At 63.3% G+C, this 13,503-nt stretch carries 12 protein-coding genes; 8 read left to right on the forward strand and 4 right to left on the reverse strand.

Annotation, left to right across the window (positions count from 1 at the left end; translation table 11 throughout):
- Window positions 1-138: 138 nt before the first annotated feature.
- Together rpsA and WD012_RS08055 are read right to left on the reverse strand one after the other, a co-directional pair.
- Window positions 139-1,614, reverse strand: coding sequence for a 30S ribosomal protein S1 (gene rpsA, locus WD012_RS08050; RefSeq protein WP_339563222.1), 1,476 nt, complete (start codon window positions 1,612-1,614; stop codon window positions 139-141).
- Between the two features lie 188 nt (window positions 1,615-1,802).
- Window positions 1,803-2,684 carry a bifunctional methylenetetrahydrofolate dehydrogenase/methenyltetrahydrofolate cyclohydrolase gene (locus WD012_RS08055; RefSeq protein WP_339563223.1) on the reverse strand — a complete coding sequence of 294 codons (882 nt, stop codon included), beginning with the start codon at window positions 2,682-2,684 and terminating at the stop codon, window positions 1,803-1,805.
- Between the two features lie 169 nt (window positions 2,685-2,853).
- Between WD012_RS08055 and WD012_RS08060 the strand changes: the two genes are divergently transcribed.
- The 3 genes from WD012_RS08060 (at window position 2,854) to WD012_RS08070 (ending at window position 5,820) form a co-directional block, all read left to right on the forward strand.
- Window positions 2,854-3,891: a metal ABC transporter solute-binding protein, Zn/Mn family gene (locus tag WD012_RS08060; RefSeq protein WP_339563224.1), complete on the forward strand. Its 1,038-nt coding sequence runs from the start codon at window positions 2,854-2,856 to the stop codon at window positions 3,889-3,891.
- Window positions 3,892-4,063: 172 nt separating this feature from the next.
- The gene (locus WD012_RS08065; RefSeq protein ID WP_339563225.1) at window positions 4,064-4,975 is read left to right on the forward strand and encodes an ABC transporter ATP-binding protein; all 912 of its coding nucleotides are present in this window, start codon (window positions 4,064-4,066) and stop codon (window positions 4,973-4,975) included.
- A 5-nt stretch (window positions 4,976-4,980) separates the two neighbouring features.
- A complete protein-coding gene (locus WD012_RS08070) occupies window positions 4,981-5,820 on the forward strand; it encodes a metal ABC transporter permease (RefSeq protein ID WP_339563226.1) in 840 nt (279 codons plus the stop codon).
- A 76-nt stretch (window positions 5,821-5,896) separates the two neighbouring features.
- On the opposite strand, the gene WD012_RS08075 is transcribed toward WD012_RS08070, so the two are convergent.
- Window positions 5,897-6,397: a 2-C-methyl-D-erythritol 2,4-cyclodiphosphate synthase gene (locus WD012_RS08075; RefSeq protein ID WP_339563227.1), complete on the reverse strand. Its 501-nt coding sequence runs from the start codon at window positions 6,395-6,397 to the stop codon at window positions 5,897-5,899.
- Window positions 6,398-6,403: 6 nt separating this feature from the next.
- A complete protein-coding gene (locus WD012_RS08080; RefSeq protein ID WP_339563228.1) occupies window positions 6,404-7,006 on the reverse strand; it encodes a CarD family transcriptional regulator in 603 nt (200 codons plus the stop codon).
- A 194-nt stretch (window positions 7,007-7,200) separates the two neighbouring features.
- Between WD012_RS08080 and glgB the strand changes: the two genes are divergently transcribed.
- The 5 genes from glgB to WD012_RS08105 all read left to right on the forward strand — a co-directional run bounded on the left by glgB (window position 7,201) and on the right by WD012_RS08105 (window position 13,378).
- The gene (glgB, locus tag WD012_RS08085; RefSeq protein WP_339563229.1) at window positions 7,201-9,432 is read left to right on the forward strand and encodes a 1,4-alpha-glucan branching protein GlgB; all 2,232 of its coding nucleotides are present in this window, start codon (window positions 7,201-7,203) and stop codon (window positions 9,430-9,432) included.
- Between the two features lie 13 nt (window positions 9,433-9,445).
- Window positions 9,446-10,198 carry a response regulator transcription factor gene (locus WD012_RS08090; protein WP_339563230.1) on the forward strand — a complete coding sequence of 251 codons (753 nt, stop codon included), beginning with the start codon at window positions 9,446-9,448 and terminating at the stop codon, window positions 10,196-10,198.
- Window positions 10,198-11,328: a sensor histidine kinase gene (locus WD012_RS08095; protein WP_339563231.1), complete on the forward strand. Its 1,131-nt coding sequence runs from the start codon at window positions 10,198-10,200 to the stop codon at window positions 11,326-11,328. The genes WD012_RS08090 and WD012_RS08095 overlap by 1 nt, the downstream gene beginning before the upstream one ends.
- A 105-nt stretch (window positions 11,329-11,433) precedes the next feature.
- A complete protein-coding gene (locus WD012_RS08100; RefSeq protein ID WP_339563232.1) occupies window positions 11,434-12,057 on the forward strand; it encodes a LexA family protein in 624 nt (207 codons plus the stop codon).
- Window positions 12,058-12,061: 4 nt separating this feature from the next.
- On the forward strand, window positions 12,062-13,378 hold the full coding sequence (locus WD012_RS08105) for a Y-family DNA polymerase (protein WP_339563233.1): 1,317 nt from the start codon (window positions 12,062-12,064) through the stop codon (window positions 13,376-13,378).
- Window positions 13,379-13,503: the final 125 nt, after the last annotated feature.

Below are 13,503 nucleotides of genomic sequence, written 5' to 3' on the forward strand. Positions count from 1 at the left end.
GTACCCAGTCCCTGCGCCCGGCGTTCTTATGCGCGGATCATCATATAGAAGCCTTCGATCGCTGGAATACAGGATGGCCCCGGACACCACGGTGCCCGGGGCCATCGGAATCGTTTCAGTCAGTTACGACTGAAACGCTCACTTCTTCTCCTTGAGCAGCTGCTCGCGCAGGGCGGCCAGCTGGTCGGAATCGGCAAGCGTGCCTTCGGAGGCGTTGTTCGAGGAGTAGTTGGAAGTCTCCTGGACCTTCTCCTCGCGAGGAGCCTGGCCGTCCTCGGCTGCGGAAGCCGCGGCGTTCTCCAGTTCCTTGGCGACGAAGGCCTTGTGTTCTTCCCACAGGTCGTGGGCAGCCGCATACTGGGCTTCCCATTCCTCGCGCTGCTTCTCGTAACCGGCGATCCACTCGTTGGTGTTCGGGTCGAAGCCTTCCGGATACTTGTAGTTGCCGTCCTCGTCGTACTCGGCCGGCATGCCGTAGGCCGCCGGATCGAAGTCCTCGGAGCCCTCGAGGTAATCGTTCGCCTGCTTGAGCGACAGGGAGATGCGACGACGATCGAGATCGACGTCGATGACCTTGACGAACACGGTCTCGCCCTGCTTGACCACGGTCTCCGGGTTCTCGACGTGGCGGTTGGCCAGCTCGGAGATGTGCACCAGGCCTTCGATGCCGTCTTCGACGGACACGAACACACCGAACTGCACGATCTTGGTGACCTTGCCCTTGACGATCTGGCCGGGAACGTGGGTGCGGGCGAAGCGCTGCCACGGATCTTCCTGGGTGGCCTTGAGGGACAGCGAGATACGCTCGCGATCCATGTCGACGTCGAGCACCTCGACGGTGACCTTCTGGCCGACCTTGACGACCTCGGACGGGTGGTCGATGTGCTTCCAGGACAGCTCGGACACGTGGATCAGGCCGTCAACACCGCCCAGATCGACGAACGCGCCGAAGTTGACGATGGAGGACACGACACCTTCACGGATCTGGCCCTTCTTGAGCTGGGACAGGAAGGTCTCACGGACCTCGGACTGGGTCTCCTCGAGATACTGGCGGCGGGACAGCACCACATTGTTGCGGTTCTTGTCGAGCTCCAGGATCTTGGCCTTGATCTTCTGGCCGATGTACGGGGACAGGTCGCGCACGCGACGCATCTCGACGAGAGAAGCCGGCAGGAAGCCACGCAGACCGATGTCGACGATGAGACCGCCCTTGACGGCTTCGATGACGGTGCCTTCGACAACGCCATCGGCTTCCTTGATCTTCTCGATGTCGCCCCAGGCGCGCTCATACTGGGCACGCTTCTTGGACAGGATAAGACGGCCTTCCTTGTCTTCCTTGGTCACGACAAGGGCCTCGATGGTGTCGCCGACTTCGACGACATCGTCGGGATCGACGTCCTTCTTGATGGAAAGTTCGCGGGAGGGGATAACGCCCTCGGTCTTGTAGCCGATGTCGAGCAGGACCTCGTCACGGTCGACCTTGACGACCGTGCCCTCGACCAGGTCACCATCATCGAAGTTCTTGATGGTGGAATCGACTGCCTTGATGAAGTCCTCTTCGGTGCCGATGTCGTTGATCGCAACCTTGGCGGCTTCTGTATTGTTTTCTGCCATTAAAATAGTGGTTTCTGTTAACTAGTGGATGGATAAAATCGTTCTTCAGTTATCCGGCGCGTCCTTGCAGACACACCGTCGTTTACCTTACCGTGTGCCATGCACAAAAGCCGTCGGCGGACATGCTGCGTGTCGCGCACCGGTCGTGGCCGCGACGTGGCGGTACGCAGCCGTGATTCACTTGGCGATTACCGGCGAAGCGAACGCTCGGCGATTTCCACGACGTTCGACAACAGCATGGCCCGCGTCATCGGCCCCACCCCGCCGGGGTTCGGCGTATAGGCGCCGGCCTTCTCGTAGCAAGCCCTGTCGATGTCGCCCTTGATGCGGTAGCGCCCTGCCTGCTCATCCCACACGCGCGATACCCCGACGTCGACGAGCACGGCCCCGTCCTTGATATCATCCGGCTTGACAAATCCGGCCGACCCCATCGCCGCGATGATCACGTCGGCCCGGCGCATATGCCCGCGGATGTCCCGCGTACCGGTATGGCACAGCATCACCGTGGCGTTGACCTCGCGACGGGTCAGCAGCAGGCCGATGGTCCGCCCGATGGTGATGCCGCGGCCCAGCACGCAGACCTCCTTGCCGTTGAGGTCGATGCCGTAATGGTCAAGCAACGTCAGTACGCCGCGGGGGGTACACGGCAGCGGCGTGGCGATTTGCCCGGAGGTGTGCAACACCAGTTCGCCGAGATTGTAGGGGTGCATCCCGTCGACGTCCTTGCCCGGATCGATCCTCGCGATGGCGGACATCTCATCGATGCCTGCGGGCAGCGGCAACTGGACGATGAAACCGGTGCAGGCGCGGTCGGCGTTCAGCTCGTCGATGGCCTGTCTGACCTGACCGGCGGTCGCATCCGCAGGCAGGTCCTTGCGGATCGAGGTAATGCCTACCTGGGCGCAGTCGGCGTGTTTGCCGGCGACATATTTCACCGACCCCGGGTCGTCGCCGACAAGCAACGTTCCCAGGCCGGGCCGGACGCCCTGTTGCCGCAGCGCATCCACCCGCCGTGCGAGGTCCTCCTTGACTTGCGCCGCCACGCTCTTGCCATCCAGTACGATGGGCATACCCGCCTCCTGACTATGGGTTCAGACATAGATGTACCGGGCCGCCCGCCATGCAAAGGGGTAGGCGCCCCATTCCGTTTTCTGTATCGTAGGCTATCGTGGAAGCAGGCACGACACGCGTTCCGGCATGCGGAGCGTGCAGACAAGGGAAAAGACGAAGGTGACGTATATGAAGGCAGGGAAGCTCGTCGGACGGGTCATTGCAGGCATCGCGGCAATCGCGCTGGCCGCGCCGCTGTCCGCATGCGGATTGCCCGGCCACACCGCCACTTCCCCGGCATCCCCGACTTCAACCGCCCCAGCCAAAGGACCGATCAAGGTGGTCGCGTCCGTCAACCAGTGGGGCACCCTTGCCCAGCAGATCGGAGGGGATGACGTCACCATCACCACCATTGTGAGTTCAACCAATGTCGACGCCCATGATTTTGAACCCAAGACCTCTGATATCGCGGCCATCCAGAAGGCGCAGGTCGTGGTGACCAACGGCGCCGGGTATGACACGTGGGCCGCGAAGAGCATCGCCAAAGGCGCCGTCAGCGTTTCCGCCGCCGCCACGGTGGGTGCGATGAACGGTGACAATCCCCATCTTTGGTTCTCCAAGGACGCCAGGAACGCGATGGCGACCGAGCTCGCCGACGTCTTCTCCAAGACGCTCCCGGCGAAGCGGAAAAACTTCGACAAACGGCTCAAGGCTTGGAAACGCCAGGAAAGCGCGCTTGAGGATGATATTTCCGCGTTCGCCAAGAAGCACAAGAACACGCCGTATGCCGCGACCGAGGCGGTCGCGTATTACCTCATGTCGGACATGCAGCTCAAGGACCTCACCCCGGACGGGTATACGCAATCGGTGACTTCGGGAGGCGAAGCCGCGCCCGCCGACCTTCAGGCGTTCGAGAAACTGCTCACAACCGGCGGCATATCGTTGTTGGTGAACAATCCCCAGGAAAGCAGCGATTCGGCGGCGGCGCTCACCGCGTTGGCGTCCAAGAACGACATTCCGGTCGTCAAGGTCACCGAGCAGATGCCCGCCGACCAGCACACGCTGACCGGGTGGATCGGCTCCCTGGTCAGCGACATGACCAAGGCTCTGGACGCGGATGGCGACGCGCAGGACGCATCGGCCAGCCCATCGCCATCAGCATCGGCGAGCCCGTCCGCCACCCCCTCGTCGTCGGCGGCAACCTCCTCGCCCGGAACTTCCGACTGACGCGCGATCCCCTTTTCGATCTGTCGCCTTGGAGCGATGCGTGGCATCGGGACATATAAATGATAATGATTGTCAACACCATTGACGATACTGGGACCAGATGACATCCTCGATTCGGCCCTGGGGCCACCCGGCGCCGGACCCATGCACGCAAAAACGGAAAGGGCACGGCATGAGTGTTTCCACGCAGCAACGGCCATCACCGGTAGCGGACCGACGCACGGAAGGCACAATCCAGCCCGCAATCGTCTTCGACGACGCCGCCATCAGGCGCGGCGACCGGCTCATCTGGAGCCATGGCGACTTCACCATCCCCCAAGGCTCGGTCACCGCGATCGTGGGCACCAACGGAGCCGGAAAGACCACCATGATGAAAGCCGAGCTCGGACTGCTCCCCCTGGCGCACGGCAGCGTGAAGGTACTCGGGGAGCCCGCAGGCAAGGCCAATCAACGCATCGGATACGTGCCACAGAGCTATACATCCGACATCGATTCCAACCTCACCGCCGAACAGTCGGTGCTGCTGGGACTCACCGGCACCATGTTCGGCTTCCACCTCACCACCAGGACGCAGCGCCGGCGGGCGCTGGAAGCCATGGACTTCGTGGGCGTGGCGGACAAGGCATCGTACCGCCTGTCGCAACTGTCCGGCGGACTACGGCAGCGGGTCGCCATCGCCCAGGCCCTAGTCGGAGACCCGCAGCTGCTGATGCTCGACGAGCCCCTGGCCAATCTCGACCTCGCCAGCCAGCGGGCCACCGTACACGTACTCGCCCGGCTCAACCACGAGCTCGGCATGACCATCCAGGTCGTGGCGCACGACCTGAACATGCTGCTGCCCATCCTCACCGGCGCCGTCTACCTGCTCGACGGACACCCCCACTACGCGGCGATGAACAAGGTGCTCGACGCCGAACTGCTCACGCACCTGTACGGCACGACGGTACAGGTGGTGACAACGCCGCAGGGCGACATGTTCGTCACCCCCACCCCGGACGAGCCCGCGGACATGGAGCAGGACACCCATGCCCCCGACGAGGTGGCGCGCTTCCACCACCATATGGACGGCCAGAAAGGACAGTGAACGCCATGGACGACATCGTTTTCTCATTCGACCCGCAATGGGCGCAGACCCTAGGCATGCCCTTCATGCACAACGCGTTCCTCGCGGGACTGTGCATCGCCGTCGCCGCAGGGGTGATGGGGTATTTCACGATAGCCCGGCACTCCACCTTCGCCGCGCATGCCCTGGCCCATATCGGGTTGCCCGGGGCCACCGGCGCCGTTCTGCTCGGCCTGCCGGTCTCCTTCGGGCTTGGGGTGTTCGCCCTGGGCGGAGCGCTCGTCATCGGGGCGCTCGGCAAGCGCGCATCGCAGCGCGAAATCGCCACCGGCACGGTGCTCGCCTTCGCCACCGGCCTCGGCCTGTTCTTCGCCCGCCTGTCAAGTTCCGCATCCCAGCAGATGCAATCCATCCTGTTCGGATCGATCCTGACCATCACGGATGACCAGGTCATCGGGTTCGCCGTCTTCGACGTGCTGCTGGTGGTCGTGCTCGCGGTGGTCTACCGTCCGCTGCTGTTCAGCTCCCTCGACGAGCAGGTCGCGCAGGCCAAGGGCGTGCCCATCGGCATCATGAACGTACTGTTCATGGCGATCATGGCCGGTGTCATCACCATCGCCGTGCCGGCGGTCGGCACGCTGCTGATCTTTGCGTTGGTCGTCACTCCGGCGGCGACCGCGAACATCATCGCGGCGTCCCCGCTCAGGGCCATGGTGACGGCAAGCGTGCTGTGCCTGGCATCCATCTGGGGAGGGCTTGTGCTGTCCGCGATGTTCCCCGCCCCGCCGAGCTTCATCATCGTGACGTTGTCGACGCTGATGTGGGCGATCGCACGAGGCGTGGCATCATTGCGCAACCCGCGCTGACCGGCGCAAGACACCCGCCACCCTACTGCATCCATACACCGGCGGATTCATACACTGCAGGCCCGTGGTGTCCGCGTCAGTCGGACACCACGACCATCGCGGTCGCCATCGCGGCGATGCCCTCGCCTGCCCCGGTGAAGCCCATGCCGTCCGTCGTCGTGGCGCTCAACGCGACCGGGCACCCGACCGCACGTGACATCATCCGCTCCGCTTCGGTGCGTCTCGCCCCGATCCGTGGGCGGTTGCCGATGAGCACCACACTGGCGTTCACCGGCGTGGCATGGCGCCTGCGCAGGATACCGACGGTCCGTTCAAGCATCGGGCCGCCATGCTGGCCGGCACCCGCCGAATCGCCTCCCACACCGAACACCATGCCGATATCCCCGAGGCCGGCCGCCGAGAGCAGCGCGTCGATCAACGCATGCGCAGCGACATCACCGTCGGAATCCCCCTCGATGCCGGTGCCGTCCCATTGCAGGCAGGCAAGCCATAATGGACGGGCGTCCCGCGCGAATCGATGGGCATCGAACCCCATCCCCACCCGCGGAACGCCCGGACCATAGGATTCCCCGACCATCGATGGCTACTTCTTCTTGGACTTGGACTTCTTCTTCTCCGCCTCAAGACGGGCGAGCGTCTGCGACGCGGGCTCCTGGGGCGCCTCGGTATGATGCTTGGCGTCGCCGGGCAGAGGATCGGCGTAACCGAGGTTCACGTCCAGCAGGCGCTGCGCCTCATCCTCGGAGATGTCCTCGGACAAGGCGATCTCTGAAGTCAGGATGCTGCGCGCACGGGTGAGCATGCGCTTCTCCCCCGCGGACAAGCCGTGCTCGTCGACATTGCGCTGGGACAGATCACGCACGACCTCGGCGATCTGATTGACATCGCCGGTGGAGATCTTCTCGACGTTGAGCTTGTAGCGCCTCGACCAGTTCATCTCCTTCTCGACGATCGGCGTGCGCAGGATCTCGAACACCTTCGAGACCGCGGCGGCGTCCACGATGTCGCGCACTCCGACCTTCTGCGCGTTCTCCACCGGGACGTTGATGACCAGGCCGTCAGAGGACAGGACTGACAACTGGAGGTATTCGCGGGTCACACCCTTCACCGTGCGTTCGGTAATCGCATCGACCCGTGCCGCACCATGACGCGGATATACGACCATATCGCCGACTTTGTAACCCATGAACCCTCCGTGAACCAAGCAGTCAAAGACTTTAACCTTACATATTATGTCCGCAGGCCGGGACTTGCCCGCTACGGCCTTCCCCGCACCGGATCCGCCGAAAAAACACGCCGACACGACGGGACAATCGGCAAAAGTATGCCTATGCTTCATATATGGCTATGAACGAGACGAGAATCAACGGAGATATCACCATGTTCACTGTAGACCAAGGAAAGCTGGACGCTGTCAGCAATGCGACCTACTTCAACCCGCACGAGGTGCTCGGCGGACATATCGTCGAGGACGATCCCGACGGCACCGTCACCGTACGCGTGCTGCGCCCCCTGGCGAAACAGGTCGACATCATCACACAACAGGATGGGCATCGCGAACGGCACGCCGCAACCCACGAGCATAACGGGATCTTCTACGCGAATATCCCGGCGATCAGGACCGATGACGGATGGGGCGTACCGGATTACCGCGTCGCCACCACCTACGAGAACGGCGAGACCACGGTGGAGGACGATCCGTACCGCTACCTGCCGACCGTAGGCGATCTTGACATGTACCTGTTCGGGGAAGGCCGGCATGAACGGCTCTGGGAGGCGCTCGGGGCGCGCGTCATGCATTACCAGGACCCGATGGGTTCAAGCGACGGCGTCAGCGGGAGGCCCCTGGTCGGCACCGCGTTCAGCGTCTGGGCCCCCAATGCGCACGCGGTACGCGTCGTCGGCAACTTCAACGGCTGGGACGGCCGCAGGCACGCCATGCGCGAACTGGGGTCCTCCGGCATCTGGGAGCTGTTCATCCCGGGCGTGAAGGACGGCGAGGTCTACAAGTACCAGATCCTCAACGCGAACAATGAGTGGGTCATGAAGGCCGACCCGATGGAACGCTCGCACGAGATCCCGCCGGCCACAGGTTCCGTCGTGGTCGATTCGCAGTTCGCATGGGACGACCAGGCATGGATGGACCATCGCAAGCGCACCAACCCGCACGACGGCCCCGTGAGCATCTACGAGGTCCACGCCGGCAGTTGGAAGAAGGGCATCAAGAACTACCGTGAGCTGGCCGACCAGCTTGTCGACTATGTCGCCAAGGAAGGCTTCACCCACGTCGAGTTCATGCCGCTTGCGGAGCACCCCTTCGCCGGCTCCTGGGGCTATCAGGTGACCGGGTATTATGCCATCGACTCCCGGCTCGGCGGCCCCGACGATTTCAAGTACCTGGTCGAGAAGTTCCATGAGGCCGGCATCGGCGTCATCATGGACTGGGTGCCCGCGCACTTCCCCAAGGACGCGTTCGCCCTGGGACGCTTCGACGGCACGCCGCTGTACGAGGACCCGGACCCCACCCGTGGCGAGCATCCCGACTGGGGCACCTACATCTTCAACTTCGGACGGCATGAGGTGCGCAACTTCCTCGTCGCCAACGCCTGCTTCTGGCTGGACGAATACCATATCGACGCCCTGCGCGTCGACGCGGTCTCCTCGATGCTCTACCTCGACTACAGCCGCAAGCCCGGCCAGTGGCATCCGAACATCTACGGAGGCCGCGAGAACCTCGAGGCCATCGACTTCCTCAAGGAGGCCAACGCCACTGCGTACAAGAACAACCCCGGCATCATGATGATCGCCGAGGAATCCACCGCGTACCCGGGCATCACCGCACCGACCGACCAGGGCGGCATCGGATTCGGCCTGAAGTGGAACATGGGCTGGATGCACGACACGCTGCAATACCTGCACGAGCAGCCCATCAACCGCAAGTGGCATCACAACGAGATCACCTTCTCGATGGTCTACGCCTATTCGGAGCATTACGTCCTGCCGATCAGCCACGACGAGGTCGTCTACGGCAAAGGCTCGCTGTTCGGCAAGATGCCGGGCGATGACTGGCAGCGGTATGCCGGCGTGCGCGCGCTATTCGCCTACCAGTGGGCGCACCCAGGCAAGAAGCTGTCGTTCATGGGCAATGAGATCGCCCAATACGGCGAATGGGACCACAACGGGTCCGTCGACTGGGATGCGCTCGACTGGAAGGAGCACCGCCAGGTCCAGCATCTGGTCGCCGACCTGAACGCCATGTACAAGGCGCATCCGGCGCTGTGGAGCCAGGACTTCGACCCCGCCGGCTTCCAGTGGCTCACGAGCGACGACGCGGACCACAATACACTGAGCTTCGTGCGAATCGGCGCCGAAGGCGAGCAGATGGTCGTCGTGGTCAACTTCTCCGGCGAGGCATGGGAGGATTACCAGGTCCCGCTGACCCGCGGAGGCCGTTGGCGCGAAGTGCTGACCACCGACGACGAGCAGTACGGCGGTTCGGGCATCCATAACGGCGAGTTCGAGGCGGACGCGGGCGCCTACCATTCGCGTGATTGGTCGGCGAAACTCACTATTCCGGCATTGGGAGCGGTATTCTTGGAACCAGAAAACTGAAAGGTGGTCCCATATGCTCAGCACTTCCTCACACCAGAACAGCACACGCACGATTCTGGTGGTCGAAGACGAACCCGATCTCGCCACTGCCATAGCGCAGCGCATCACCGCGAACGGCTGGACGGCACGCGTCGCATCCGACGGCGCCTCTGCCGTCCGCGCGGCCAAGCAACTCAAACCCGACCTGGTCATCATGGATGTCATGCTCCCGGTGATGGACGGCATCGAGGCGACCAAGCGCATCATCGCCGAACGTCCCGTCCCCGTCCTGATGCTGACCGCGCGTGACGCGGAATCCGACAAGGTGATGGGCCTGGGCGCCGGGGCCGACGATTACATGACCAAGCCGTTCTCGCCGCGCGAGCTCATCGCCCGCTGCGAGGCGCTGCTCCGCCGCGTCGAACGCGCCACCATCATCGCGAAGAACATGGAAAACGAGAAGGTGCTCGATTTCGGGTCCCTGGTCATCGATCCACGCCAGCGTATCGTCACGCTCAACGGGGAGCAGGTACACCTGACCCCGACCGAGTTCGACCTGCTCGCCACGCTGGCGCGCAAACCGAAGACCGTGTTCAAGCGCGAAAAGCTGCTTGAAGAGGTCTGGGACTGGCCGGATGCCTCCGGCACCCGCACCGTTGACTCGCATGTCAAGGCGCTGCGCCATAAGCTGGGCTCCCAGATGATCCGCACCGCCCACGGGGTCGGCTACGCCTTCGAGCCCCCGGAGCCGGATGAGGGCGACGGCAAGGAAAGCGGGACCCGCTGATGGCGCGACAGCCGTCTTCGGCACAGCCCGGCACACCGGCGAAAAAACAGCAGAAAGCCAATAGGCTGCTCGACAGCGACCGGCCAATCGGCTTTTTCTCGTCGCTGAAATTCGAGCTGAGCGTACTGATCGTCATCTCCACCGCCATCGCCTTCACCATGGCATGGTTCCTGCTCAAGGTCGGGCTTACCGGGTGGGTGGCCATGCCCATCACCCTCGCCGTGGCCCTGGGCATCACCTACCTTTTCTCGCGGGGATTGACGGCCCCCCTGCGCCAGATGCGCGACGCGGCCGAAGCCATGGCCGAAGGGGATTACACCGTCCGCGTCAAAACCGGCACCGACAGCAATGACGAGATCGGCATGCTGGCACGCTCCTTCAACGAGATGGCCGAAGAGCTCCAGCACGCCGACCAGATGCGCAACGACCTGATCGCCAATGTCAGCCATGAGCTACGCACCCCGGTATCCGCATTGCAGGCGATGCTCGAGAATCTCGCGGACGGGGTCGTGGAGCCCACGCCGGCCAATATGGAAAGCATCCTCAACCAGACCCACCGTCTGAGCGACCTCATCGCATTCCTGCTCGACCTGTCCCGTATGGAGGCGGGGGCCGCGAGCCTGCAGATCGAACGCTTCAATTTCGCGGATTTCATCGACGAGACCATCGAACCGCTGGAGATAGCGGATTCCGGGCATGCGCACAGCATCGACATGCGTGTACCCGACGACCTGGTCATGGAAGGCGATCAGGACCGGCTGCGCCAGCTGTTCACCAACGTCATCGGCAACGCGCTGAAACACTCCCCCGATGACACCGAGGTCCTGATCGAGACCCACGAGGACAAGACAAGCGACACCATCGTGACCAATGTGGTCAATTTCGGCTCGCAGATCCCGGTCGAGGCGCGCGGCGACATCTTCCGCCGCTTCGTCAAGGGCAAGACCGGGCCGGGGACCGAATCCGGAGGCACCGGCCTGGGGCTGTCCATCGCACGCTGGGCGGCACAGCTGCACGGCGGTACGGTACGTGTCGTGGACGATCCCCGTGGCGCGGATTTCGAAATCACCTTGCCCAAACACCATATTCCCCCGGATACCGGGAAGCCAACGGCAGCCGACAACGACTGACGAATCCACCACGATGGGGTGCCACGGAATCCCGTGGCACCCCATCCGTTGTCTATGCCCTCAGCCATACTCGTATTCGAACATATGTTCGAATGGAGGTATGCCATGGCCGTCGACACCCATCAACAGCCGCACCACCGGACCGGCGACAGTCCCGGCAGCGCCGTCAGCTCTGTGTGGCATACCGGCGTACGTCCGGCGCCTGTCCCCCAGGCGCTCGAGGCGGTGCATGCCGGATTCCCTTCGGTCGCCCAGGATTATTTCAATGGCGATTTCAGCCTCGACGAGCACATCATCAAGCATCCGGACACCACATTCATCGTGACGGTCGCCGGTGACTCGATGGTGAACGCCGGCATCTGGGATGGCGACCTGCTCGTGGTCGACCGCGGGCTCGACCCGCAGGACGGCGATGTCGTCATCGCGGTCCTGAACAACGAACTGACCGTCAAACGGCTTGTCCTGCACGGCCGGACACCCATATTGCATCCGGAGAACCCCACGTACCCTGATTTCATCCCTTCCCCGGACCAGGAGCTCCTGATCTGGGGCGTCGTGATCGGCAACTATCACTGGCAGCGCAAGCCACGGCGGCGGCCACAGGACAGACTCCCCCAAGTCACCTATCCCGGGGACGACCGTGTGCAAGGGCCGCTGCAACCCACGGACGGCCCATCGCATCCCGATGCCTATGCCTATCGGGGTTGGGGGCGGCGCCATGGCGGGTGACCAAATGGCAACAGGCGGCGTGGTCCTTGCGGACGCGAATAATTTCTTCGCCTCATGCGAAGCGGTATTCCATCCCGAGCTCGCCGGCAAGCCTCTCGTCGTGCTGTCCAATAACGACGGATGCGTGGTGGCGCGGTCCAACGAAGCCAAACGTCTCGGCATTGTCAACGGCACGCCTTGGTTCATGATCCGCGAAACCGCCGAACGCGACCATGTCATCGCCCGCAGCTCCAATTACGAGCTGTACGGCAGTCTGTCACGCCGCATGATGTCCATACTCTCCACCTTCCTGCCCGACCAGGAGATGTATTCGATCGACGAATGCTTCATGCGCTCGCCGTGGGACACCGAACGCACCCGCCAGGTCTGCGTGGATATGCGCCGGGCCGTGCTGCAAGGCATCGGCATACCGGTCAGCGTCGGTGTCGCCCCGACCAAGACCTTGGCGAAAATCACCAACCATTGGGCCAAGCGGCACGAGACATCCCACGGCGTGACCCTCTGGCATGACCTTGCGCAGCCGGACGGCGGAACGGGTGTCTTGTCCTCCATCCCGGTCGAAGACATCTGGGGCATCGGACGCCGCATGGCCAGACACCTGCGAGGCATCGGCATCCGCCAAGCCGCGCAATTACGCGACAGCGACCCCGTCGCCATGAGACGCCGATTCTCCGTCCAGCTGGAACGCACCATCCTGGAATTGCGAGGCTTTGCATGCATCTATGATGCCGACGGCATCGGGGAGAACATACGCAACTCGGCATTACTGTGCTCACGCATGTTCGGCGAACCGGTGAACAGCGAGGAAACCATCGCCCAGGCCGCATCCGTATACGCCCAGTACGCGTGCAGAAGACTCCAGCGCCAGCACAGCCTGTGCACAATGGTATCGGCATTCTGCTCCAGCGGCAATGCGCGTTCAGACATCCCCTCGGCGGCGCACGGCAGCGTAACGCTGCCTGATCCCAGCGACGATCCCGTCATCATCGCCGCCGCAGCCAGATCGGCATTGCACGGGAAGATCATCCCGTCCGTACGCTATGCCCGTGCAGGGGTCCTCTTGACCGGGCTGGTCGACGCCGATTCCTTCCGGACCCTTCCCACGCTGGGGGCCGACACCGACCCGGGGTTGGGTGCGGCACTGGAACAGGTCAGCAGACGATTCGGCCCCATGCGCGTCGGCATCGGATGCGCCGCAGGTATCAGGGGCAAGGGCCGGGCAAGCGAAGAAGCCGGTGCCCGCTGGACGATGAAGCGCAATATGCTCTCGCAACGGTGCACCACACGATGGGACGAGATGCCGACGGTCCGCGCAAGCTGAGCAGCGACAGGCGCCGGGACGCCCATTACATTGGTTAGTGGGTCCCGCGCCGCGGGGCCCGGTCGCCGAGTGTGGTATGGCCGGATTGCCCTGTCGTTCATGATCCGGGGGTGTTGCCGCCGCAC

Source organism: Bifidobacterium thermophilum, from assembly GCF_037482445.1.
In the GTDB taxonomy this organism is placed as follows: domain Bacteria; phylum Actinomycetota; class Actinomycetes; order Actinomycetales; family Bifidobacteriaceae; genus Bifidobacterium; species Bifidobacterium thermophilum_B.

Coding starts and splice junctions, on each gene's coding strand:
- WD012_RS08070 (WP_339563226.1), top strand. CDS start 4,981: ATGGACGACATCGTTTTCTCATTCGACCCGCAATGGGCGCAGACCCTA.
- WD012_RS08065 (WP_339563225.1), top strand. CDS start 4,064: ATGAGTGTTTCCACGCAGCAACGGCCATCACCGGTAGCGGACCGACGC.
- WD012_RS08060 (WP_339563224.1), top strand. CDS start 2,854: ATGAAGGCAGGGAAGCTCGTCGGACGGGTCATTGCAGGCATCGCGGCA.
- rpsA (WP_339563222.1), bottom strand. CDS start 1,614: ATGGCAGAAAACAATACAGAAGCCGCCAAGGTTGCGATCAACGACATC.
- WD012_RS08095 (WP_339563231.1), top strand. CDS start 10,198: ATGGCGCGACAGCCGTCTTCGGCACAGCCCGGCACACCGGCGAAAAAA.
- WD012_RS08105 (WP_339563233.1), top strand. CDS start 12,062: ATGGCAACAGGCGGCGTGGTCCTTGCGGACGCGAATAATTTCTTCGCC.
- WD012_RS08080 (WP_339563228.1), bottom strand. CDS start 7,006: ATGGGTTACAAAGTCGGCGATATGGTCGTATATCCGCGTCATGGTGCG.
- WD012_RS08100 (WP_339563232.1), top strand. CDS start 11,434: ATGGCCGTCGACACCCATCAACAGCCGCACCACCGGACCGGCGACAGT.
- glgB (WP_339563229.1), top strand. CDS start 7,201: ATGTTCACTGTAGACCAAGGAAAGCTGGACGCTGTCAGCAATGCGACC.
- WD012_RS08090 (WP_339563230.1), top strand. CDS start 9,446: ATGCTCAGCACTTCCTCACACCAGAACAGCACACGCACGATTCTGGTG.
- WD012_RS08075 (WP_339563227.1), bottom strand. CDS start 6,397: ATGGTCGGGGAATCCTATGGTCCGGGCGTTCCGCGGGTGGGGATGGGG.
- WD012_RS08055 (WP_339563223.1), bottom strand. CDS start 2,684: ATGCCCATCGTACTGGATGGCAAGAGCGTGGCGGCGCAAGTCAAGGAG.